The sequence below is a fragment of the Variovorax boronicumulans NBRC 103145 genome (assembly GCF_001591345.1).
GTDB lineage: Bacteria > Pseudomonadota > Gammaproteobacteria > Burkholderiales > Burkholderiaceae_C > Variovorax > Variovorax boronicumulans.
The window spans coordinates 1-16,268 of the sequence record NZ_BCUS01000038.1 but is presented as its reverse complement, the minus strand read 5'-3'; the positions used below and the strand labels follow the sequence as shown (position 1 = coordinate 16,268).

The 16,268-nt window shown below is 66.7% G+C and carries 10 protein-coding genes; all 10 read right to left on the bottom strand.

Going from position 1 to position 16,268, the window contains the following annotated elements; all coding sequences use genetic code 11:
• Positions 1–2: 2 nt before the first annotated feature.
• Positions 3–3,311, bottom strand: coding sequence for a T6SS effector BTH_I2691 family protein (locus VBO01S_RS13290; RefSeq protein WP_157627363.1), 3,309 nt, complete (start codon positions 3,309–3,311; stop codon positions 3–5).
• 4 nt (positions 3,312–3,315) lie between these two features.
• Entirely contained in the window at positions 3,316–4,260 is a 945-nt protein-coding gene (locus VBO01S_RS13285) for a DUF4123 domain-containing protein (protein WP_082818124.1), read from the bottom strand.
• Between the two features lie 11 nt (positions 4,261–4,271).
• Positions 4,272–7,097 carry a type VI secretion system Vgr family protein gene (locus VBO01S_RS13280; RefSeq protein WP_062474782.1) on the bottom strand — a complete coding sequence of 942 codons (2,826 nt, stop codon included), beginning with the start codon at positions 7,095–7,097 and terminating at the stop codon, positions 4,272–4,274.
• A 38-nt stretch (positions 7,098–7,135) separates the two neighbouring features.
• On the bottom strand, positions 7,136–9,859 hold the full coding sequence (gene tssH, locus VBO01S_RS13275) for a type VI secretion system ATPase TssH (RefSeq protein WP_062474778.1): 2,724 nt from the start codon (positions 9,857–9,859) through the stop codon (positions 7,136–7,138).
• Between the two features lie 41 nt (positions 9,860–9,900).
• A complete protein-coding gene (gene tssG / locus VBO01S_RS13270; RefSeq protein WP_062474776.1) occupies positions 9,901–11,022 on the bottom strand; it encodes a type VI secretion system baseplate subunit TssG in 1,122 nt (373 codons plus the stop codon).
• Positions 10,986–12,836 carry a type VI secretion system baseplate subunit TssF gene (gene tssF, locus VBO01S_RS13265; RefSeq protein WP_062474773.1) on the bottom strand — a complete coding sequence of 617 codons (1,851 nt, stop codon included), beginning with the start codon at positions 12,834–12,836 and terminating at the stop codon, positions 10,986–10,988. The genes tssG and tssF overlap by 37 nt, the downstream gene beginning before the upstream one ends.
• 26 nt (positions 12,837–12,862) lie before the next feature.
• On the bottom strand, positions 12,863–13,354 hold the full coding sequence (gene tssE, locus VBO01S_RS13260) for a type VI secretion system baseplate subunit TssE (RefSeq protein ID WP_062474770.1): 492 nt from the start codon (positions 13,352–13,354) through the stop codon (positions 12,863–12,865).
• Positions 13,355–13,463: 109 nt separating this feature from the next.
• Positions 13,464–13,976 carry an Hcp family type VI secretion system effector gene (locus tag VBO01S_RS13255; protein WP_062474768.1) on the bottom strand — a complete coding sequence of 171 codons (513 nt, stop codon included), beginning with the start codon at positions 13,974–13,976 and terminating at the stop codon, positions 13,464–13,466.
• A gap of 84 nt (positions 13,977–14,060) precedes the next feature.
• The gene (gene tssC / locus VBO01S_RS13250) at positions 14,061–15,551 is read right to left on the bottom strand and encodes a type VI secretion system contractile sheath large subunit (protein WP_062474765.1); all 1,491 of its coding nucleotides are present in this window, start codon (positions 15,549–15,551) and stop codon (positions 14,061–14,063) included.
• 2 nt (positions 15,552–15,553) lie between these two features.
• On the bottom strand, positions 15,554–16,069 hold the full coding sequence (tssB, locus tag VBO01S_RS13245) for a type VI secretion system contractile sheath small subunit (RefSeq protein ID WP_062474762.1): 516 nt from the start codon (positions 16,067–16,069) through the stop codon (positions 15,554–15,556).
• Positions 16,070–16,268 lie beyond the last annotated feature (199 nt).

Genomic DNA, 16,268 nt, shown 5'->3' with positions numbered 1-16,268 from the left:
TGTCACTTGGCGAGTGACTCATCGACAATGAGCTCGCCTCCTTCAGGTGCATCCCAGATCCTCACATTGCCCTTGATGCCGCTCATCGCGTCGCGGCTCATTTCCACCCGTCGAGTGATCGATTCATCGTTGATTTCCAGCGGAAATATCTTGGTCTTCGGCCCTTCGACGATCTTGTCCTGCGCGTTCAATTTCCACTGCTTGCGCTGATCCGGCGTGCCAGTCACTTCAAACCCGAGTTCGTATTTCACCAGCTCACGCAACTGAACCGGGATGAACAGGCGCGTCCATGCTTCGTATGTGTCCGTGGGAACGTTCACCAGGATCGGGGCCATGCCAACCGAGCGTCCTTGCAAAGTCGTCTTGATTCCCGCATAGAAATCGACGCGAACACCCAGCAAGACCTTGTTGAGTTCATTCTGTTCCCTCTGCAGATTTCCCCACTTGTCACTGGCTTCGCCCCAGATGCTTCGCTTCACCCATTCGACAGTGGGCGCATCGTTCAGCAACATGGCGATGAAACCCGCAATCAAGCCCAGCCCGAGAAGCAGCAATCCCCACCCCGTCCAGGACAAGCCCCAACCGGCCGCCACGGTTCCCGTGATCCAGCCTGCAGTTCCGGCCACGTACATTCCACCGGCGATGGCTGCACCGACAAAGAACAGGCTTTGGGCAAGGTACAGGGCCGATGCATCGGAATCTCCTTTTTCTTTTTCATTTCTGTGCCGCAAGAAGGCACTCACAGCGTCGAATAGAAGCGATATCGCCGACGCGCTCCCCGCCACCAATTTCAATCCCAGCGCCGACGCCGTCTTGCCGAGTTGCTTCGCGTACGCCTCGCTGATTTCCAGCAGCGCGCCGGTCACGCCCAGCCCCGTCGTCAGCAAGGTGATGCTGGCGTAGGTGCGCTCTTCCTGCGTACCCGTCTCGAGCGTGTGCCAGGTCTTGCTGATGGACAGCACCTGCAGCAGCGCGCCGGCCGCGGAAAACGTCGCACTGCCCTGCTTGAATACGGCCATGCTCTCGCGCATGACGTCCGAGCCCGTCTTGCCGACCCGGCGAGCGAAATCGGCCACGGCGTCGGCCGACGCACCGGCCGCTGCCCGCGCGTCCGAGCCGGCCTTGGCCCCGGCCGCAGTGGCCGCATCCACCGCCCCCGGCGCGGCGGCGGCACCCTGGCGCACGGCGACGTAGACGTCGATCAGCGCGTTGGCCGTGCCCGGCCTGCCGCCGACGTTGAACCACATGGCGCCGCCCAGGACCAGGCTCTTGACCTGCTTGCTGTCTGCCGCATCGGCAGCGCGCTGCGCCAGGCCCCGCACCAGCCCCATCTGCTGGCGCCAGTAGGCGGCCGCCTTGTCCAGCGAGATGCTGAATTTGTGCACGGTCACGCCCGCGGCCTTGCCCAGCGTGTTGGTGATCGATTCGGTCAGTGCCTGCAACTTGTCGCGCAGCGGCGCCGGCAGTTGCTGGAGCTTGTCCAGCGCCATGGAGGTGGCGCCCACGACGGTCAGGGTCAGATGGCCATAGGTGGACGCCAGGTTCTTCAGCAGCGGCAATTGCTGGGCGAGCCAGCGTATCTCGGGCACGGCACGCAGCAACGCCTTGTCGCCGGCCGGCAAGGGCGTGCCGGCGGCGACCGCTTTCTCGATTTCCTCGATCAGCTTGAAGAGGTTCTTGATTTCCTTGTGGACCTTGGTGGGTTTGAAGGCCTCCTGGAAACTCTCGAAAGCCGACTTCTGGTTGCCCAGCAACGACCGCACCAGCAATGCCTCCTTGTCGTTGGGGTCCTTGAGCAGGAAGTCCTTGAACCACTCGGTGCCCTTGTCGGTGATCGGCCCGCCATGGGTGCACATGCCCACCGCGGCGGCGTAGAAGATGCCGTCACTGGGTGTCGCCTCGTCGAAGTCGAAGCCGGTGATCAGCTTGCGTTGCTCGGACTGCAGCCAGACCTGGTAGTCCAGCTCCAGACGTTCGAGGCGTTGGCGGTCTTCCTTGATCTTGGTCTGGTAGCTGCCCAGGAAGGTGCGGTGGGCGGGTTTGCGCTTGCCCCCCGTGACCCCGTCCAGAATGTCTTCTTTCAGGCTGGTGGCCTGCCGGTCGATCTGCGAGGCGCTGGGGAAGCTGATGATGCCGCGCCCATACACGCGGGTGCGGCCATCGCCATTGATGTCGTAGGGGTTGTATTCGTACTTGGGCTCCAGGGTGGCTTCGGGCGGGAGCTTTCCTGCCGCCTTCATGTCCTTGAACTCCTTTTCGCCGACCTCCTTGCCATTCAGGCCGGCGTACTGCGGATCGGTCAATGGCGCCTTGCGCGCCTGCGCCTGCTCGTCGGCCCGCTTGAGAAGCCCTTCGATGGTCAGCGCCGTTTGCAGCTTCTGGTAGCCGGACGTCTGCGTGATGACCCATTCGGCGGCATCGTTGCACAGGGTGATGCGACGCTGGGCGGTTTCCGCGGTCGCGCCGATCGGGTCGATCAGGCCGACGATCATGACGTCGTTGGGCGAGTAGGGCTTCTTCTTGCTGGCCTGGTTGCCGGCGGCCAGGATTCGCTGGGCCTCCGTATGCAGGGTGCCGGCCGTTTCCGGGCGCGTGTGGGCCACGCCCGGCTTTCCGGAACCGGGCAGCGGTGCAAACGGGTTGCCGCGAAGCGCCGACGCAGGGCGGCTGGGGTCGTAGTCGGCCACCGCAGTCTGCACCAGCTTGTCGGTCAACGGCAGGGATTGACTGCACGATGCGTCGGGCGCATCGATCTTGGTCATTCGCTTGCGACGCAGCGTCTTGTCGTTCCCGTACAGATGCCGAACCTCCGGGCTCCAGAGATGGTCGCTGTAGGCCACCCAGACCTTGCCGGCGTTCTTGGCGTCCTGGATCACGAACAGCATCGCGCTGGCGTACGCGGCGGTGCGACTGCAGGAAAAGGCCTCTTCGTCCTTGCCCGAGGCCGAGCCTTCGAGAGGGTGCGGGGTGAGGTAGCCACCTTCATGCACCTTGAAGGCTTCCCAGCCGCGTTGGCTCTTCAGGGTCGGGGTGTGCGACTTCTCGTAGTAGGCAATGACATAACCGGGGCGCAGCGTTCTGGCGACATGCCCCGACGTTGGCAGTTGCGGCACCGGGATCTTGGAATCCATCAGCACCCGGGTCGTTCCGCTGCGCGCCGCGTTCTCGGCATACGCCTTGTCGGCCACACCAGGACGCACCAGAAGCACCGGGAGGCCGGCTTTCTCGCAGGCCGGGCAACCTCCTGTCGCGCAGGCGGGCGTGTTGGCGGCCGCCTTGTTCGCCGCCGCCGAGTAGGAATTGAGGGCCATGGTGCTAGCCAAGGTGTTCTCCCTGTGCAGTCTGTTGGATGGAGGCCCGAGCGAACGCCGGGTCGAGCTCGGCCCGGATGGCGTCCCAGCCTTGAGGGTCAGGGATGTCGTCGAGCGCCTCGGCGAGCGATGCATCGCCTCCGATGGCACGCGCGATGGCCGTGCGCACGATCGGGTGCGTCGTCAGCTCGGGGTGGATCTGCAGGACGTAGGCGCCCAGCAGGACCCGGTCCTGTCGATTGACCACGCCTGTGGCAATGACCGCATCTGCGGCCCGCGACGCCTGCTGCAGGTGGTCGGCCGGCAGCACGCCGGCAAAGCGCTGCCAGCCCCGCAGGAGGTCGTGCACCGTTTCGCTCTTGAGCGCATGGTTCCATTGCGCCGTGCTGAACCGGGCCGACGCCGGGTCTGGACTGGCATCGGACTGGAAAAGCACCAGCTGCGTGCACCTGTCGAGGCTGTACCAGCGTTGCACCGGGCCGAGAAGGCTCGCCTGCTGCGGCGGCGTGAGCACAGGCCACATCCACTGCATGACCCTGCGATCGGCCCAGCGGATGAGCTGCGAACTGCGTTGCCCCCAGAACCCACCTTGCATGACGCGTGCAAGGTGGCGAACCAGCGCGTCCACTGGCGCGGCAGTCAGCAGCCATCCGCCGATCGCGAACCCCTGCATGCGCTCGGAGTCTGGATCGGCCTGTTCATCTGCTGCCTGTGCCAAGCTGGCTTCGAGCAGCCGCGTGTCATGCGGATGCAGATGGATCAGGCGGGGAAGTTGCCTGTCCTTGAGCAGCGGATGGTGAACGGGGACAGGCCATGTCTGGCGCGACTCCGCTTCCAGCCACTCGGCGGGAAAGGGCTCGCGCAGCATCGGGTCGATCAGCACGTAGGCCGAGAGCGTCTCGTCCTCCTGCAATGATTCACCCAGTTGCCTGGCAAGGCGTTCAAACATGGGTGGCTGCCTCACAAGGCGACGGCGCCGCTGGCCGCGGCGTCGTCTTGTTTGGGACAGGGTTGCAGGTCACTGCCGGAGAGCGAGTTGCTGCTGCTGTCCCCTTGCGGCCCCACGAAGTTGTGCATCCCCCTGAACGTCACCTTCCCCGGCGCATGGATCTTGATGCTCGATCCTTCCAGCCTGATGTACGCCCCCGCGCTGGTCAGCAGCACGTGTTTCGGCGCCTCCACGGCCACGTCCTTCGCCGTGCTGGCGATCGTCACCTTCTTGTCCGCCGCGATCTTCGTAGCGCCGGTCTGGCTCTGCAGGCTCACCTTGCCGCTGGCCGCATGCAGCGCGATGCCGCGCTCCTGGTTCGGCTCGCCGCCTTCTCCGGCCTTCGCGCCCACCGTGTACAGGCTCACCCCCTTGGCCACGCTCAGGGCGATCTGCCCCTGCGCGGGCAGGTCGACATCCTGGCTCGCGACGATCGCGGTGTGCTGCCCGCTCACGGCGATCACCTCCTTCGGCGTGACGAAGCCGATGCCCATGGGCGCGCTGAACTGCAGGTGCGGCTCGCTGTACGCGGTGACGCTGCCGTGGCCGCCTTCTGTGGCCTTGATGTCGCCGCCGCCCGATCCGTTGCTTGATGCCGCAGCGCCGCCCTCCTGCTTCGCCTCCAGCACTTCAGCCACATGCTTCAGCGCGGCAATCGCCGGCAGCTCGCCCGGAGCGCCTTCACCCTTGATCTGCGCCTTCTGCGTCTGCGCACTCTGGGCGAGTGACGTTGCAAGTTCTTCGGCCTGTTTCGTCTGCTGCTGTGCTTCGCGGCTGGCCATGAACGCGCCTTTGGCGTTCGGCTGGGCATAGGCGCTCACGAGCAGGCCCGCGCCGGCGCGGATGGCGCCTTGCGCGGTGGTGGCCAGTTCGGCGCCGTGGCCGCGGCCCTTGCCGCGCGCGTTGTCGTCCTGCTGCTTGTGGTGGCCCAGGTGCAGGCGGCTGCTGGCCTGGGTGGTGGCCAGGCTGGTGCTGCCCTGGCCGGGGGTGTCGTCGAAGACGAGCTGGTTGTAGCCCCCGTCGCCGCTCTGGCTGGCGCTCAGTTCCTGGGTCTTGATGCCGCTGAAGACGGCGTTGTGCGCGTGCTCCTTGGCGCCCTTGCCTTCGCCGGCGAACCACGCCGGCGCGTTGCCGGTGGACTGGGCGGCGCCCGCGGGTTTCTGGTTGTGCTGCGCGTCGACCTGGCCGGCGCCGTTGTACAGCGCGGCGACGACCACGGGGCGGTCGATGTCGCCATGGTGGAACTCCACCAGCACTTCCTGCCCCACGCGCGGCAAACTCATCTGGCCCCAGTTGTCGCCGGCGGCGCTGGCGGCCACGCGCACCCAGGCGCCCAGGCGATCGGCGGCAGGTGCGTTGTCCTGGCCGTCAGTGCGCGACTGGCGCGCGCTCGACGCGCTGCCGCGCTGCCAGTGGAACTGCACCTTGATGCGGTGGTCGCGGTCGGTATGCACCGGCGCATCACCACCGCCCACGCCGATGACGATGGCGCTCTGGCTGCCGTGCACGCTGGGCTTGGGGTGGATGCGCTGGCCGTGGCCGTCCAGGCTCAGCGGCCGGTAGGGAATGGCCGCACGCACGGTGGTGAACTCGTTGCGGTAGTGGGTGACGGCGTCTGCGGTCGTGTCGCCGTTGCCGCTGTCGAACACGGTGGCGATGTCGGGCAGGCCCAGCCGCTCGCCGATGCCGGTCTTCAGGTCTTCGTCGAAGTTGTTGCGCGCGATGTGGCGCACGGCGAGCACGGCGAAGCGGCGGTCCTGCTCGCTGTCCTTGTCGTGCTGCTCGTGCCCGCTCAGGGTGAAGGTGGTGGCGGGCGCGAGGGTGCGCACGGCGCTGCGGCCTTCGAAGCGCTTGTTGCGCAGCTCCAGCGCCTGCAGGGCGTTGGCGAGCAGGCGCTCGCCCTGCGCGGAGGTCTCCCAGCCGTAGGCGCCGGGGTCGTCGCTCCAGTGCAGGGTGCGCTGGCCCGCGGCGCGGCTTTGCTGTTGCACGGGGCGTGCGTTCACGCTCTTGTAGTCCCAGCTTTGCTGCGCGAGGCTGTTGGTCTGCAGCTGGCGATGGCCGCGCCACTGCTGGATGGTGTCCTCACGCTCGCTCGCATCGGCGCGGTGGAAACGAATGGTGGGCTGGGCATTGGCGCGGAAGGCGCCGTTGTGGTCGGCGATGACGAGCGTGTGATTGCCCAGCGCACCGTCCTTGCCCGTGGCGTGTTCGAACCAGTAGCACAGGCCCTCTTCAGCCAGCAGGCGCGCGACGAAGTCGAAGTCGCTTTCCTGGTACTGGGTGGTGATGCCGCGCACAGGATAGATGTCGCGCTGGGCGATCTCCCAGCGCCACTGGGGCGCGAGCTGGCCCTGGCTCTGGTAGCGACCGAACACGGCGTCGACGATGTCGAACACGTTCTGGTGCTGGAACAGGCAGCTGTCCTGGCGATACCGCAGGAAGGCTATCCACGGTTCGATGACGAGCCGGTAACGCGCCATGCCGCCATTGCTCGACACGCACTCGGCCTCGCTCACATGGCCATGGAAGGGGCGCAGCTCGGTGCGGCTTTGCGCAGTCTGCAGATCGAGCCGCACGCCCTGGCCGATGAGGGTCTTGAGTTCGATGTGCGCGTCGTCGCTCAGCGCGGTGAGTTCGAAGCGAAAGCCGCCGCCGTCGATGCACTCCACGCCGTCCAGGCGCTCGGCCAGCAGCTTGTCCTCGCCCAGCGGCGTGTGCAGCACCAGCAGGCGATCGCGCTGCGTGGTGCCCGCGCGCATGAGCCCGCCGAGCGAGGCCGATGTGAAGGTCGTCGTCATTGTTTTTGTTCTCCCGTGGGCACGCGCGGCTGCTGTGCCTAGGTGATCCGGTAGCGGAACTCGCCGCCCTTTCCGCAGCTGGCCTTGATCTTGGCCAGCGGCGTCTCGTCGGCCATGCGCGTGAGCACGGCCTCGGCGATCTCGGGCAGCAAGGTGCCGTTGAGGATGTGGTCGACGTTGCGCGCGCCCGAGTCGACCTCGGTGCAGCGCGCCAGCACGGCCTCGACCAGCGCGTCGTCCCACTCGAACACGGCCTTGTGGTTGGTCGCGATGCGGTCGCGGATGCGCCCGAGCTTGAGCGCAATGATCTGCTCCAGCACCGCATCGGTGATCGGATAGAACGGCGCCACCTTCATGCGACCGAGAAAGGCCGGCTTGAAGGCCTTCATGAGCACGGGGCGCAGCGCGTCGGCCAGGGCGTCGGGCGCGGGGCGTTCTTCATCGGCCTTGTTGAGGCAGGCCTGCATGATCTGCGACGAACCGATGTTCGACGTGAGGATGATCAGCGTGTTGCGGAAGTCGATCTCGCGGCCCTCGGCGTCGTCCATCATGCCCTTGTCGAACACCTGGAAGAACATCTCGAGCACGTCGGGGTGGGCCTTCTCGACCTCGTCGAGCAGCACCACGCTGTAGGGCTGGCGGCGCACGGCCTCGGTGAGCACGCCGCCTTCGCCATAGCCCACGTAGCCGGGCGGCGAACCCTTCAGGCCCGAGACGCTGTGCGCCTCCTGGTACTCGCTCATGTTGATGATGATGAGCTTCTTCTCGCCGCCGTACAGGATGTCGGCCAGCGCCAGCGCGGTCTCGGTCTTGCCGACGCCCGAAGGGCCGACGAACATGAACACACCGCGCGGCTTGTTGGGGTCTTCCAGGCGCGCGCTCGCGGTGCGCACGCGCTGGGCCACGGCGGCGAGTGCGTGGTCCTGGCCGATGACGCGCTCGGCCAGCAGGGTGTCGAGGCTGCGCACGGTCTTGATCTCGTCCTTGACCATGCGCCCCAGCGGCACGCCGGTCCAGGCGGAGACGATCTCGGCGACGACGTGGCCGTCGACCTGCAGCGGCACCATCGGCGTGGTGCCTTGCAGTGCGCGCAGTTCGGCGAGCAGGGCGTCGAGTTCGTCGCGCGCGGGGTCTGCGGCGGCAGCCGTCTTCTTGCGGCTGGCGGCGCGGGCCGGTGCTTTCTCCGCCACGGCGGGTGCGGCCTCAGGCTGCGCGGCCGACTCGTCGCGTTGCGCACGCAGCGCGCGGATGCGTTCGACCAGCGCGTTCTCTTCGGCCAGGCGCTGCTGGCTCGCGGCCAGCTCGGCCTGCAGTGCGCTCTTCTTTTCCGCCAATTCGGCCAGGCGCGCTTCATGGCGTCCGCCGGCCGCGGTGTCGCGCACCAGCGCTGCGCTCTCGGCCTCGATGCGTTCGAGGCCGCGGTTCGCCTCTTCGATCAGCGCCGGCGTCGCGCTTTGACCCAGCGCCACTTTCGCGCAGGCCGTGTCGAGCACGCTCACCGCCTTGTCGGGCAGCTGGCGTCCGCTGATGTAGCGGTGCGACAGGCGCACGGCCTCGGTGATGGCTTCGTCGAGCACGCGGATGTTGAAGTGCTTCTCCATCAGCGGCACCATGCCGCGCAGCATGGCGGCGGCCAGCGTCTCGCTGGGCTCCTCGACCTTCACGACCTGGAAGCGCCGCGCGAGCGCCGCGTCCTTCTCGAAGTATTTCTTGTACTCACCCCAGGTGGTGGCGGCGATGGTGCGCAGCTCGCCGCGCGCGAGCGCCGGCTTGAGCAGGTTGGCCGCATCGCTCTGCCCGGCCTGGCCGCCCGCGCCGATCATGGTGTGGGCCTCGTCGATGAAGAGCACGATCGGGTGCGGGCTCTTCTTGACTTCGGCGATCACGTTCTTCAGGCGATTCTCGAACTCGCCTTTCACGCTCGCGCCGGCCTGCAGCAGGCCCATGTCCAGCGTGTGCAGCGCCACGGCGCGCAGCGATTCGGGCACGTCCTGCGCGGCGATGCGCAGTGCCAGCCCTTCGACCACGGCCGTCTTGCCGACGCCGGCTTCGCCCGTGAGGATGGGGTTGTTCTGGCGCCGGCGCATCAGGATGTCGATGACCTGGCGGATCTCGGTGTCGCGGCCGATGACCGGGTCGAGCGCGCCGTCCTTCGCGCGCTGCGTGAGGTTGGTGGTGAACTGGTCGAGCGCGGGTGTCTTGCCGGGCACGCCCGCGGCCAGCGGGTCGGCCGGCGCTTGCTGCGCGTCGCCTTCGGTGGCCGCGCCCGAGGCGCCGGCCTCGGCCGCTTCGCTCGACCCGTCGGTGAGCTTGTCGAAGTCGTGCTTCAGGTCTTCGAGGCGGATCTTCGCGAACAACGGCGAGCCGCGCTGCGCCAGCTGCGCGAGGTCGGGCTGGGTCAGCAGCGCAAGCAGCAGGTGGCCCGAGCGGATCTGCGCCGCGTGCGCATCGAGCGAGGCGAGCAGCCATGCCTGCTGGAACAGCTGCTGCAGGTGCTGCGAGAACACCGGCGTGCGCGTGTTGCCGTTCTTGAAGGTCTGGATCTCGCGCTCCAGGTCCGACTGGATCGCGGTGGCGCTGATGCGGTTGGCGCGCAGCACGCGGGCGAGGTCGTTGTCGGTCTGCTCCAGCAGCGCCAGGAACAGGTGCTCCAGGTCGACCTCGTAGTGGCCGTGGGCCAGGCACAGGTTGGCGGCGCGCTGCGTGGCCATGCGGGCGCTGGCGTTGAGCTTGGTGATCAGTGTCTTCAGCGAGGTGCTCATGAGCGGTGGTGTTCTTCTGTCGGTCGTGTTCGTTGAAAGGGTCATTGCAGGGGCTGAAGCTCGTACTGCGTGTCGCTGCGGTCGCCCTCGGCCTCGCGGGTGGTGATGAAGCTGTCCCAGCCGAGGTGGCTGCCGCCGCTGTCGCTGAGCTGCACGGCGGCCACTTCTTCGCGCGCCAGGATCAGGCGCACTTCGTATTCGCAGGTCACGCCGGCCAGCAGCGCCAGCATCTTTTCGAGCGCCTTCGCATGCGCGCGGCCCGGAAAGAACTCGCGCAGCGCGCTGCGCTTGAGCGGGCCGATCCACAGACGAATGCGCAGGTCGCGCTGCCAGATGCGCTCGCCCGCCATCGCGTTCTGGCCCAGGCTCACGTTGCCCTCGCCCAGCCTGGAGCGCTGCTGCACGGGCATGTCGTACCACTTGCCCAGGAACTGCTCGATGCGGATGTGGCTGCGGAAGTAGTCGGACAGCACGCGCTGCAGGTACGCCGCCGACATCGGCCGGTGGCGCACCGCGGCGGCGTAGCCGGCCACGGTCTCGTCGAACACGGTGCCCGTGCCGTCGGTCAGCGGATCGCGCTGCGCCGTGTGCTCCAGCCCGGCCATCGACAGCAGCACCGGCAGGTAGGCGCGGCTGCGCTCGTGCTCGTAGTGCAGCGGCAGGCGGTACTTGCGCCAGGCCGCATAGAAGAGCGCGGCGGCGCGGTTGCTGAACACGTCCAGAAAGGCGCGCGCCGAGCTGTCGCGCAGATGCTGCTCGCGGCGCATCAGCATCTCGGTGTAGACGATGGGCAAGGCGCCCGACACGCCCAGCATGCCGAAAGACGCGGGCGTGAGTTCGATGCGGCCCAGGCCGTGCTCGTCCTCATGCGGCAGCGGCGGCTCGCACAGCTGCGCGCCCGACATCAGCTCGCCCACGGCGTCGCGCACCGCCAGCGCCTCGATCTCGCTGGGCGGAAAGTTCAGGCTCGTGGAGCTGCGAAAGCGCACCCAGCGCGGCACCATGCGCTCGCCGGGCACCAGGCGCTGGTGCACGTCGCGCTCCTGCCGTTTGAGCAGCATGAGCTCGATCAGCCGCACCGCCTGGAAAAACTCGAAGCGGTAGGGTTCGCGCAGCAGCCTTTCGGCTACAGGAGGATCGATTCGCCGCTGCGGGGCTTGCATCGCACCAGCTCCTCCTTGTCGCGCGCCGAAACGATCACCAGCTGGGTGAAGCTGTTCAGGTGCACATAGAGACCGAAGAAATGGTCCATCACGCGGGCAAAGGCCTGCAGGCTGCTGCCCACGAAGCCGGTCTCGTCGACCGTGAGCTTGAGCTCGATGCCGCGCACGAAGGTCGCGAAGGGCTTGCCCGGCAGCCACTGGGTGGTGGCCTGCTGCTCGATCGCGGTGATGGCCTCGATCTGCCGCGCCGACACGGCCGAGCGGCCCAGGTCGTACAGCCGCAGCATTTCCTTCAACGCCGGCAGCCCGCTGGTGGCCAGCGACAGGTGGTTGAGCGACAGGTGCGACACCAGCCGCCACTGCACACCCTTGCCGCGCGGCATGCGCAGCGTCTGCGTCGGGCGGCGCAGCATGCGGATCGAGCGCGCCACCGAGTTGCCCTCGATGAACAGGTCGCCGCCGGGCAGGCCGAAGGCCAGCGAATGCGGCAGGTCGCGGTTGGTGCAGGTGAGGTCGATGCTCAGCGTTTCGGTCTGCGGCAGCGAGGGCTGGAAGTCGATGTCGACGATCGAAAGCTCGGTCTCGTAGCCCGGGCTGCGCTGCGCCACGAGTTCGTTGCGCCGCGCAAACCAGTAGTGCTCGGCCTCCTTCGGATGCTCGCCGTGGTGCAGCGAGTAGAAGGGCCGGAACTCGATGTAGGCGTCGCCCTCGGCGGTCTGCTTCACGAGCTTGACCGAGTCGATGCTGTAGACCTCGAAGCCGAAGGCGCGACGCGCGTCGGCCACCACCGGGTAGGCGGCGGCGGCATGCGTGACCCGGATCGGGTCGCTGCGCTGCTTGAAGAGGTTGATGACGGGCGTGCAGCCCAGGCGCAGGTTGCGGCTGGACACGCCCTCGAGCAGCCGCGCCGTGGGCGAATCGGCGCGCACGCCGGTCATCACCAGGTGCAGCGTGATCGAGCGGCACGAGCCGATGTGGCGCAGCGCGTTCGCCAGGTCGATGTCGACGAAGTTGAACTTCTCGGGGAATGCGAAGTACTCGCTCAAGAGGCGGTAGGCCGGGTGCGAGCGCGCCGGCAGTTCGATGAGCGCATCGGCCTCGTCGAAGCCGACGGGGTGCAGCGCCTCGCCCTGCACCAGCGTCCACTTGCCGCTGCGCTCGGGCTCCACGAAGACGGCGGCCGTCTTCAAAAAGATGGCATCGGCCAGCGCCGTGGCCAGCGAAGGCTCGGCGTCGATGAAGGTGCGCAGGCGCGCCAGCGTGAGCGCCAGGGTGCCGAGCGACTTCTGCTCGCCGGCAGCCTCGAGCGTGACCGACAGGCAGCCCGTGGCGTTGCGCGGCAGCGAGGCCTGCGCAGGCGCGTTGACCACCGAGTGGTAGACCACGTTCGACACCTGCACCGCCGCCAGCGTGACGTCGTACACGCTGCGAAAGCGGCAGGCGCCGCCGCGCACCGGCTGAGAGGTGAGCTCGGTGCCGCGCGCGATGGTGACGGGCTTGCTGAGCTTGGCGAGCGCCGCGCCGCCGGCGTCGAACTGCGCGATGGAGCACGACGGAAAGGGCCGCAGGTAGTGCGGGTACATCACCTCGAGCAGCGCTTCGGTGAGCTCGGGGTAGTCGTCGTCGAGCTTCTTGCTGATGCGGGCCGTGAGCAGCGCGAACGACTGGATCATGCGTTCGACGTGCGGGTCTTCGCTGGCGTCGGCCGAGATGGCCAGGCGCGCGGCGATCTTCGGGTAGCCCTTGGCGAACTCCTGCGAGTAGCCGCGCAGGAAGGCCAGCTCGCGTTCGTAGAAGGGCAGCAACTCGTCCATGGTGGGCGTCGGGTTCCGGCGTGGCGCTAGGCGTACCGGCTCTTGCCGGTGCCGCGGGTGATGGAGTACTGCAGCGTCGTGGGCTGCAGCATGGCGTCGAAGTTCACCGGCTCGGCCAGCTCTGGCAGCACGAGCAGCGCGGTGATTCCGAAATAGAGCATGTGGGTGCTGGCCTGGCCGTCGACCTCGAGCGACACCGAGACATCGCGCAGGCGCGACTCGTGGCGGGCGATGGCCTGCTCCAGCGAGCGGCAGATGAACGAACGGTCGTAGTGGCTGGCCAGGCTCAGGCCCGAGAAATCGCTCAGGCCGTAGGTCATGACGGAACGCCGGCACTCGGGGTAGGCCTGGAGCTTGGCGTCGTCGAAGACCATGCGCGTGTTGAGCAGGGATTCGAGGTCGCGTGCGACCACGTTCTTGACCTCGTCAAGCGACAAGTGCCGCAGCACCGGCGAGGCCGGCCCGCGCCAGTCGTCATCGAACAGCTTGTCGAGCAGGCCCGGTTCGAATCCTGTCATGGGTCACTCCCTGTCTCTCGCGTCGGACAACGGGCAGGGCGCCGCGCGAGGGGCGCGGCGCCAAAAAGAAACCGCGGCCTGCGCCGCGGTCGTCATTGCCCGACTGGCGTCAGACCGAGTAGGTCTTGTCGTTCTTCGTGAGGCTCCAGGCGCCTTGCGAGTTGCCGCCCTGGTTGCCGCCGATCTTCTGCTGCGTGTACTTCCACTGCACGGCGGCGTACTTCAGCGAGAAGGTCTCGCTCGGCACGCTGGCCACGTCGGTGCTCACGACCTTCGGGTTCACGCTGGCGATCAGCACGTACTTGAGCTTGATCTCCATGTACTGCACACGCTTGCCTTCGCCGTCGGCACGGTAGAACTGCACCGTGACTTCGTCGAAGGTGGTGCCGCCCGACGCGTGCTGGTACAGCAGCGGGCTGACGACGTCCATGTCCTTCGTGAAGATCATCTCGCCGTGCTCGCAGCGCTCGGCGGTGTGGCCGCCGGCGGTCGACGCGGTGGCCGAGCGCGGTTGCACGATGCTGTGCTGCCACGAGCTGACTTCGATCCAGTCCTTGTGGTCCTTGTCCTGCGACTCGCCGTTGATGGCCGGGCTGCCGAACTTGACGTAGATATCTTTCATGTTTCTTCCCCTTCTTGATTGATTGATTACTGACAGTTAACGTGTTGCAGCACGGCCCCTCGGCCGCGCACCCGATCTGCCTCCTTACTTATTCACTGACTTCGGCAGATCGGCGACCAAGCGCAGTGAAATAGACAGTTCATCCAGCTGGAAGTGCGGGCGCAGGAACGCGACCGCGCGGTACACGCCGGGCCGCCCGGGCACTTCGCCGACCTGGATGGCGGCTTCGCGCAGCGGGAACTGGGCTTTCTGTTCCTGCGTCGCGTTGTCGTCGAGCAGCACGTACTGCGCGATCCAGCGGTTCAGGAACTGTTCGACGTTGTGCGCCGAGGCAAAGCTGCCGATCTTGTCGCGCATCATGGCCTTGAGGTAGTGCGCGATGCGGGACACCGAGAAGATGTACTGCAGCTGCGCCGAGAGCACCGCGTTGGCGTTGGCGCTGTCGGTGTTGTACTTCTTGGCCTTCTGCAGCGACTGCGCGCCGAAGAACGCCGCGTAGTCGGAGTTCTTGCAGTGCACGAGCGGAATGAAGCCCAGGTCGCTGAGCTCTTTTTCGCGCCGGTCGGTGATGGCGATCTCGGTCGGGCACTTCAGGGCGATCTCGCCTTCGTCGGTCTTGAAGGTGTGCGTGGGCAGGTCTTCGACCAGGCCACCACCTTCCACGCCGCGGATGGCCGCGCACCAGCCGAAGTCGTCGAACGCGGCCGTCAGGCGCGTGGCGAAGGCCCAGGCGGCGTTGCACCAGAGGTACTTGGCGTGGTCGGTGCCGTCGACGTCTTCGACGAAGTTGAAACTGTCGACCACCGTGCCTTCGCGCGGGTGGTAGGGCAGGCGCCCGAGGAAGCGCGGCAACGTGAGGCCGACGTAGCGCGAGTCTTCCGAATCGCGGAACGACTTCCACTTGGCGTACTCGACGGTGTCGAACACCTTGGCCATGTCGCGCGGCTTGCCCAGGTCGGCAAAGCTCTCCAGGCCCAGCAGTTCGGGCGAGGCCGCGCCGATGAAGGGCGCGTGCGCGGCGGCCGCCACGTGCGCCATCTGGTCCAGGAAGTACATGTCTTCGGGCTGGCGCGTGACGTCGAAGTCGCCCACCAGCGCGCCGAACGGCGCACCGCCGAAGGTGCCGAACTCTTCTTCGTAGACCTTCTTGAACATCGCGCTCTGGTCGAACTCGACGGCGGCCTTGAAGTCGCGGATCAGGTCGCGCTTGGTGGCGTTGATGACCTTGATCTTGAGCATCGTGCCGGTCGGCGTTTCCTTGACCAGGTACTCCAGGCCGCGCCAGGTGCTCTCCAGCTTCTGGAACTCGGGCGCGTGCATCACGGCGCTGAGCTGGGCGGAGATGAGCGCGTCCAGGTCGGCCACGCGCGCGTCGATCATGGCCGACACGTTGTCGGAGACGATCACCGAGCCTTCGAGGACCTGGCTGACGAGTTCGCCGATGAGGTCCTTGGTGCGCGTGTGCTCCACGTCGGACTTGGCGACCTTGCTCTTCTCGACGATCTGGTCGAGCAGGTCGACCGAGGCCTCGGACGAAGCGGCACCGCTCGATGCCGATAGTGCTTGCGCAGTCATGTTCAGCTTTCGTCCTTCTTGCCAACGCCTTGTCCCAGGCGCTGGAGTTGCTCGGTGTTGTTCAGCACGTCGGCCAGCAGGTCTTCGAGCTTGCTGTTGCCGGCCATCTTGTTGCGCAGGTCGGCCAGCTTGGTGCGCGCGTCGAGCAGGCGCTTGAGCGGCTCGATCTGCTCGACGACGGCTTCGGGCGAGAAGGCGTCCATCGAGTTGAAGGTGAGGTCGACACCGAAGCTGCCGCCGCGTCCGTCCAGCTTGTTCGGCACCTGGAAGGCGGCACGCGGGGCCACGCCCTTCATGACGTCGTCCATGTTGTCGCGGTCGATGTTGACGAACTTGCGGTCCTTGAGCTTGGGCTGCTCGACCTCGGACTGGCCCGCCAGGTCGGCGATCACGCCGACGACGAAAGGCAATTCCTTTTTCTCGATGGCGTCACCGAGTTCCACGTCGTACGTGAGTTGCACGCGCGGCGGGCGCACTTTTTGGAGACGCTTCTGCACGCTCTGTCTTTTGGTCGCCATAAGCTTCAATACCTTCGCAATAGGACTGAGAAACGAATTAAAAAGTTGTACGACCCATTTCCAGATCGCACGCCCATTCGTTAATACATTGGTTTAAAAACCAATTCAAAAATCGGACAATTACTTGAGTGCGTCAAATGGATTGCCGCCACCCGCGCGCGGGGCGGGCGCGGCAGGTGCCGGGCGCGGCGCGGCGACC

What these genes read in the sequence shown, in the direction of transcription:
- VBO01S_RS13290 (WP_157627363.1), bottom strand. Translation starts at nt 3,311, where the DNA reads ATGGCCCTCAATTCCTACTCGGCGGCGGCGAACAAGGCGGCCGCCAAC.
- VBO01S_RS13285 (WP_082818124.1), bottom strand. Translation starts at nt 4,260, where the DNA reads ATGTTTGAACGCCTTGCCAGGCAACTGGGTGAATCATTGCAGGAGGAC.
- VBO01S_RS13280 (WP_062474782.1), bottom strand. Translation starts at nt 7,097, where the DNA reads ATGACGACGACCTTCACATCGGCCTCGCTCGGCGGGCTCATGCGCGCG.
- tssH (WP_062474778.1), bottom strand. Translation starts at nt 9,859, where the DNA reads ATGAGCACCTCGCTGAAGACACTGATCACCAAGCTCAACGCCAGCGCC.
- tssG (WP_062474776.1), bottom strand. Translation starts at nt 11,022, where the DNA reads ATGCAAGCCCCGCAGCGGCGAATCGATCCTCCTGTAGCCGAAAGGCTG.
- tssF (WP_062474773.1), bottom strand. Translation starts at nt 12,836, where the DNA reads ATGGACGAGTTGCTGCCCTTCTACGAACGCGAGCTGGCCTTCCTGCGC.
- tssE (WP_062474770.1), bottom strand. Translation starts at nt 13,354, where the DNA reads ATGACAGGATTCGAACCGGGCCTGCTCGACAAGCTGTTCGATGACGAC.
- VBO01S_RS13255 (WP_062474768.1), bottom strand. Translation starts at nt 13,976, where the DNA reads ATGAAAGATATCTACGTCAAGTTCGGCAGCCCGGCCATCAACGGCGAG.
- tssC (WP_062474765.1), bottom strand. Translation starts at nt 15,551, where the DNA reads ATGACTGCGCAAGCACTATCGGCATCGAGCGGTGCCGCTTCGTCCGAG.
- tssB (WP_062474762.1), bottom strand. Translation starts at nt 16,069, where the DNA reads ATGGCGACCAAAAGACAGAGCGTGCAGAAGCGTCTCCAAAAAGTGCGC.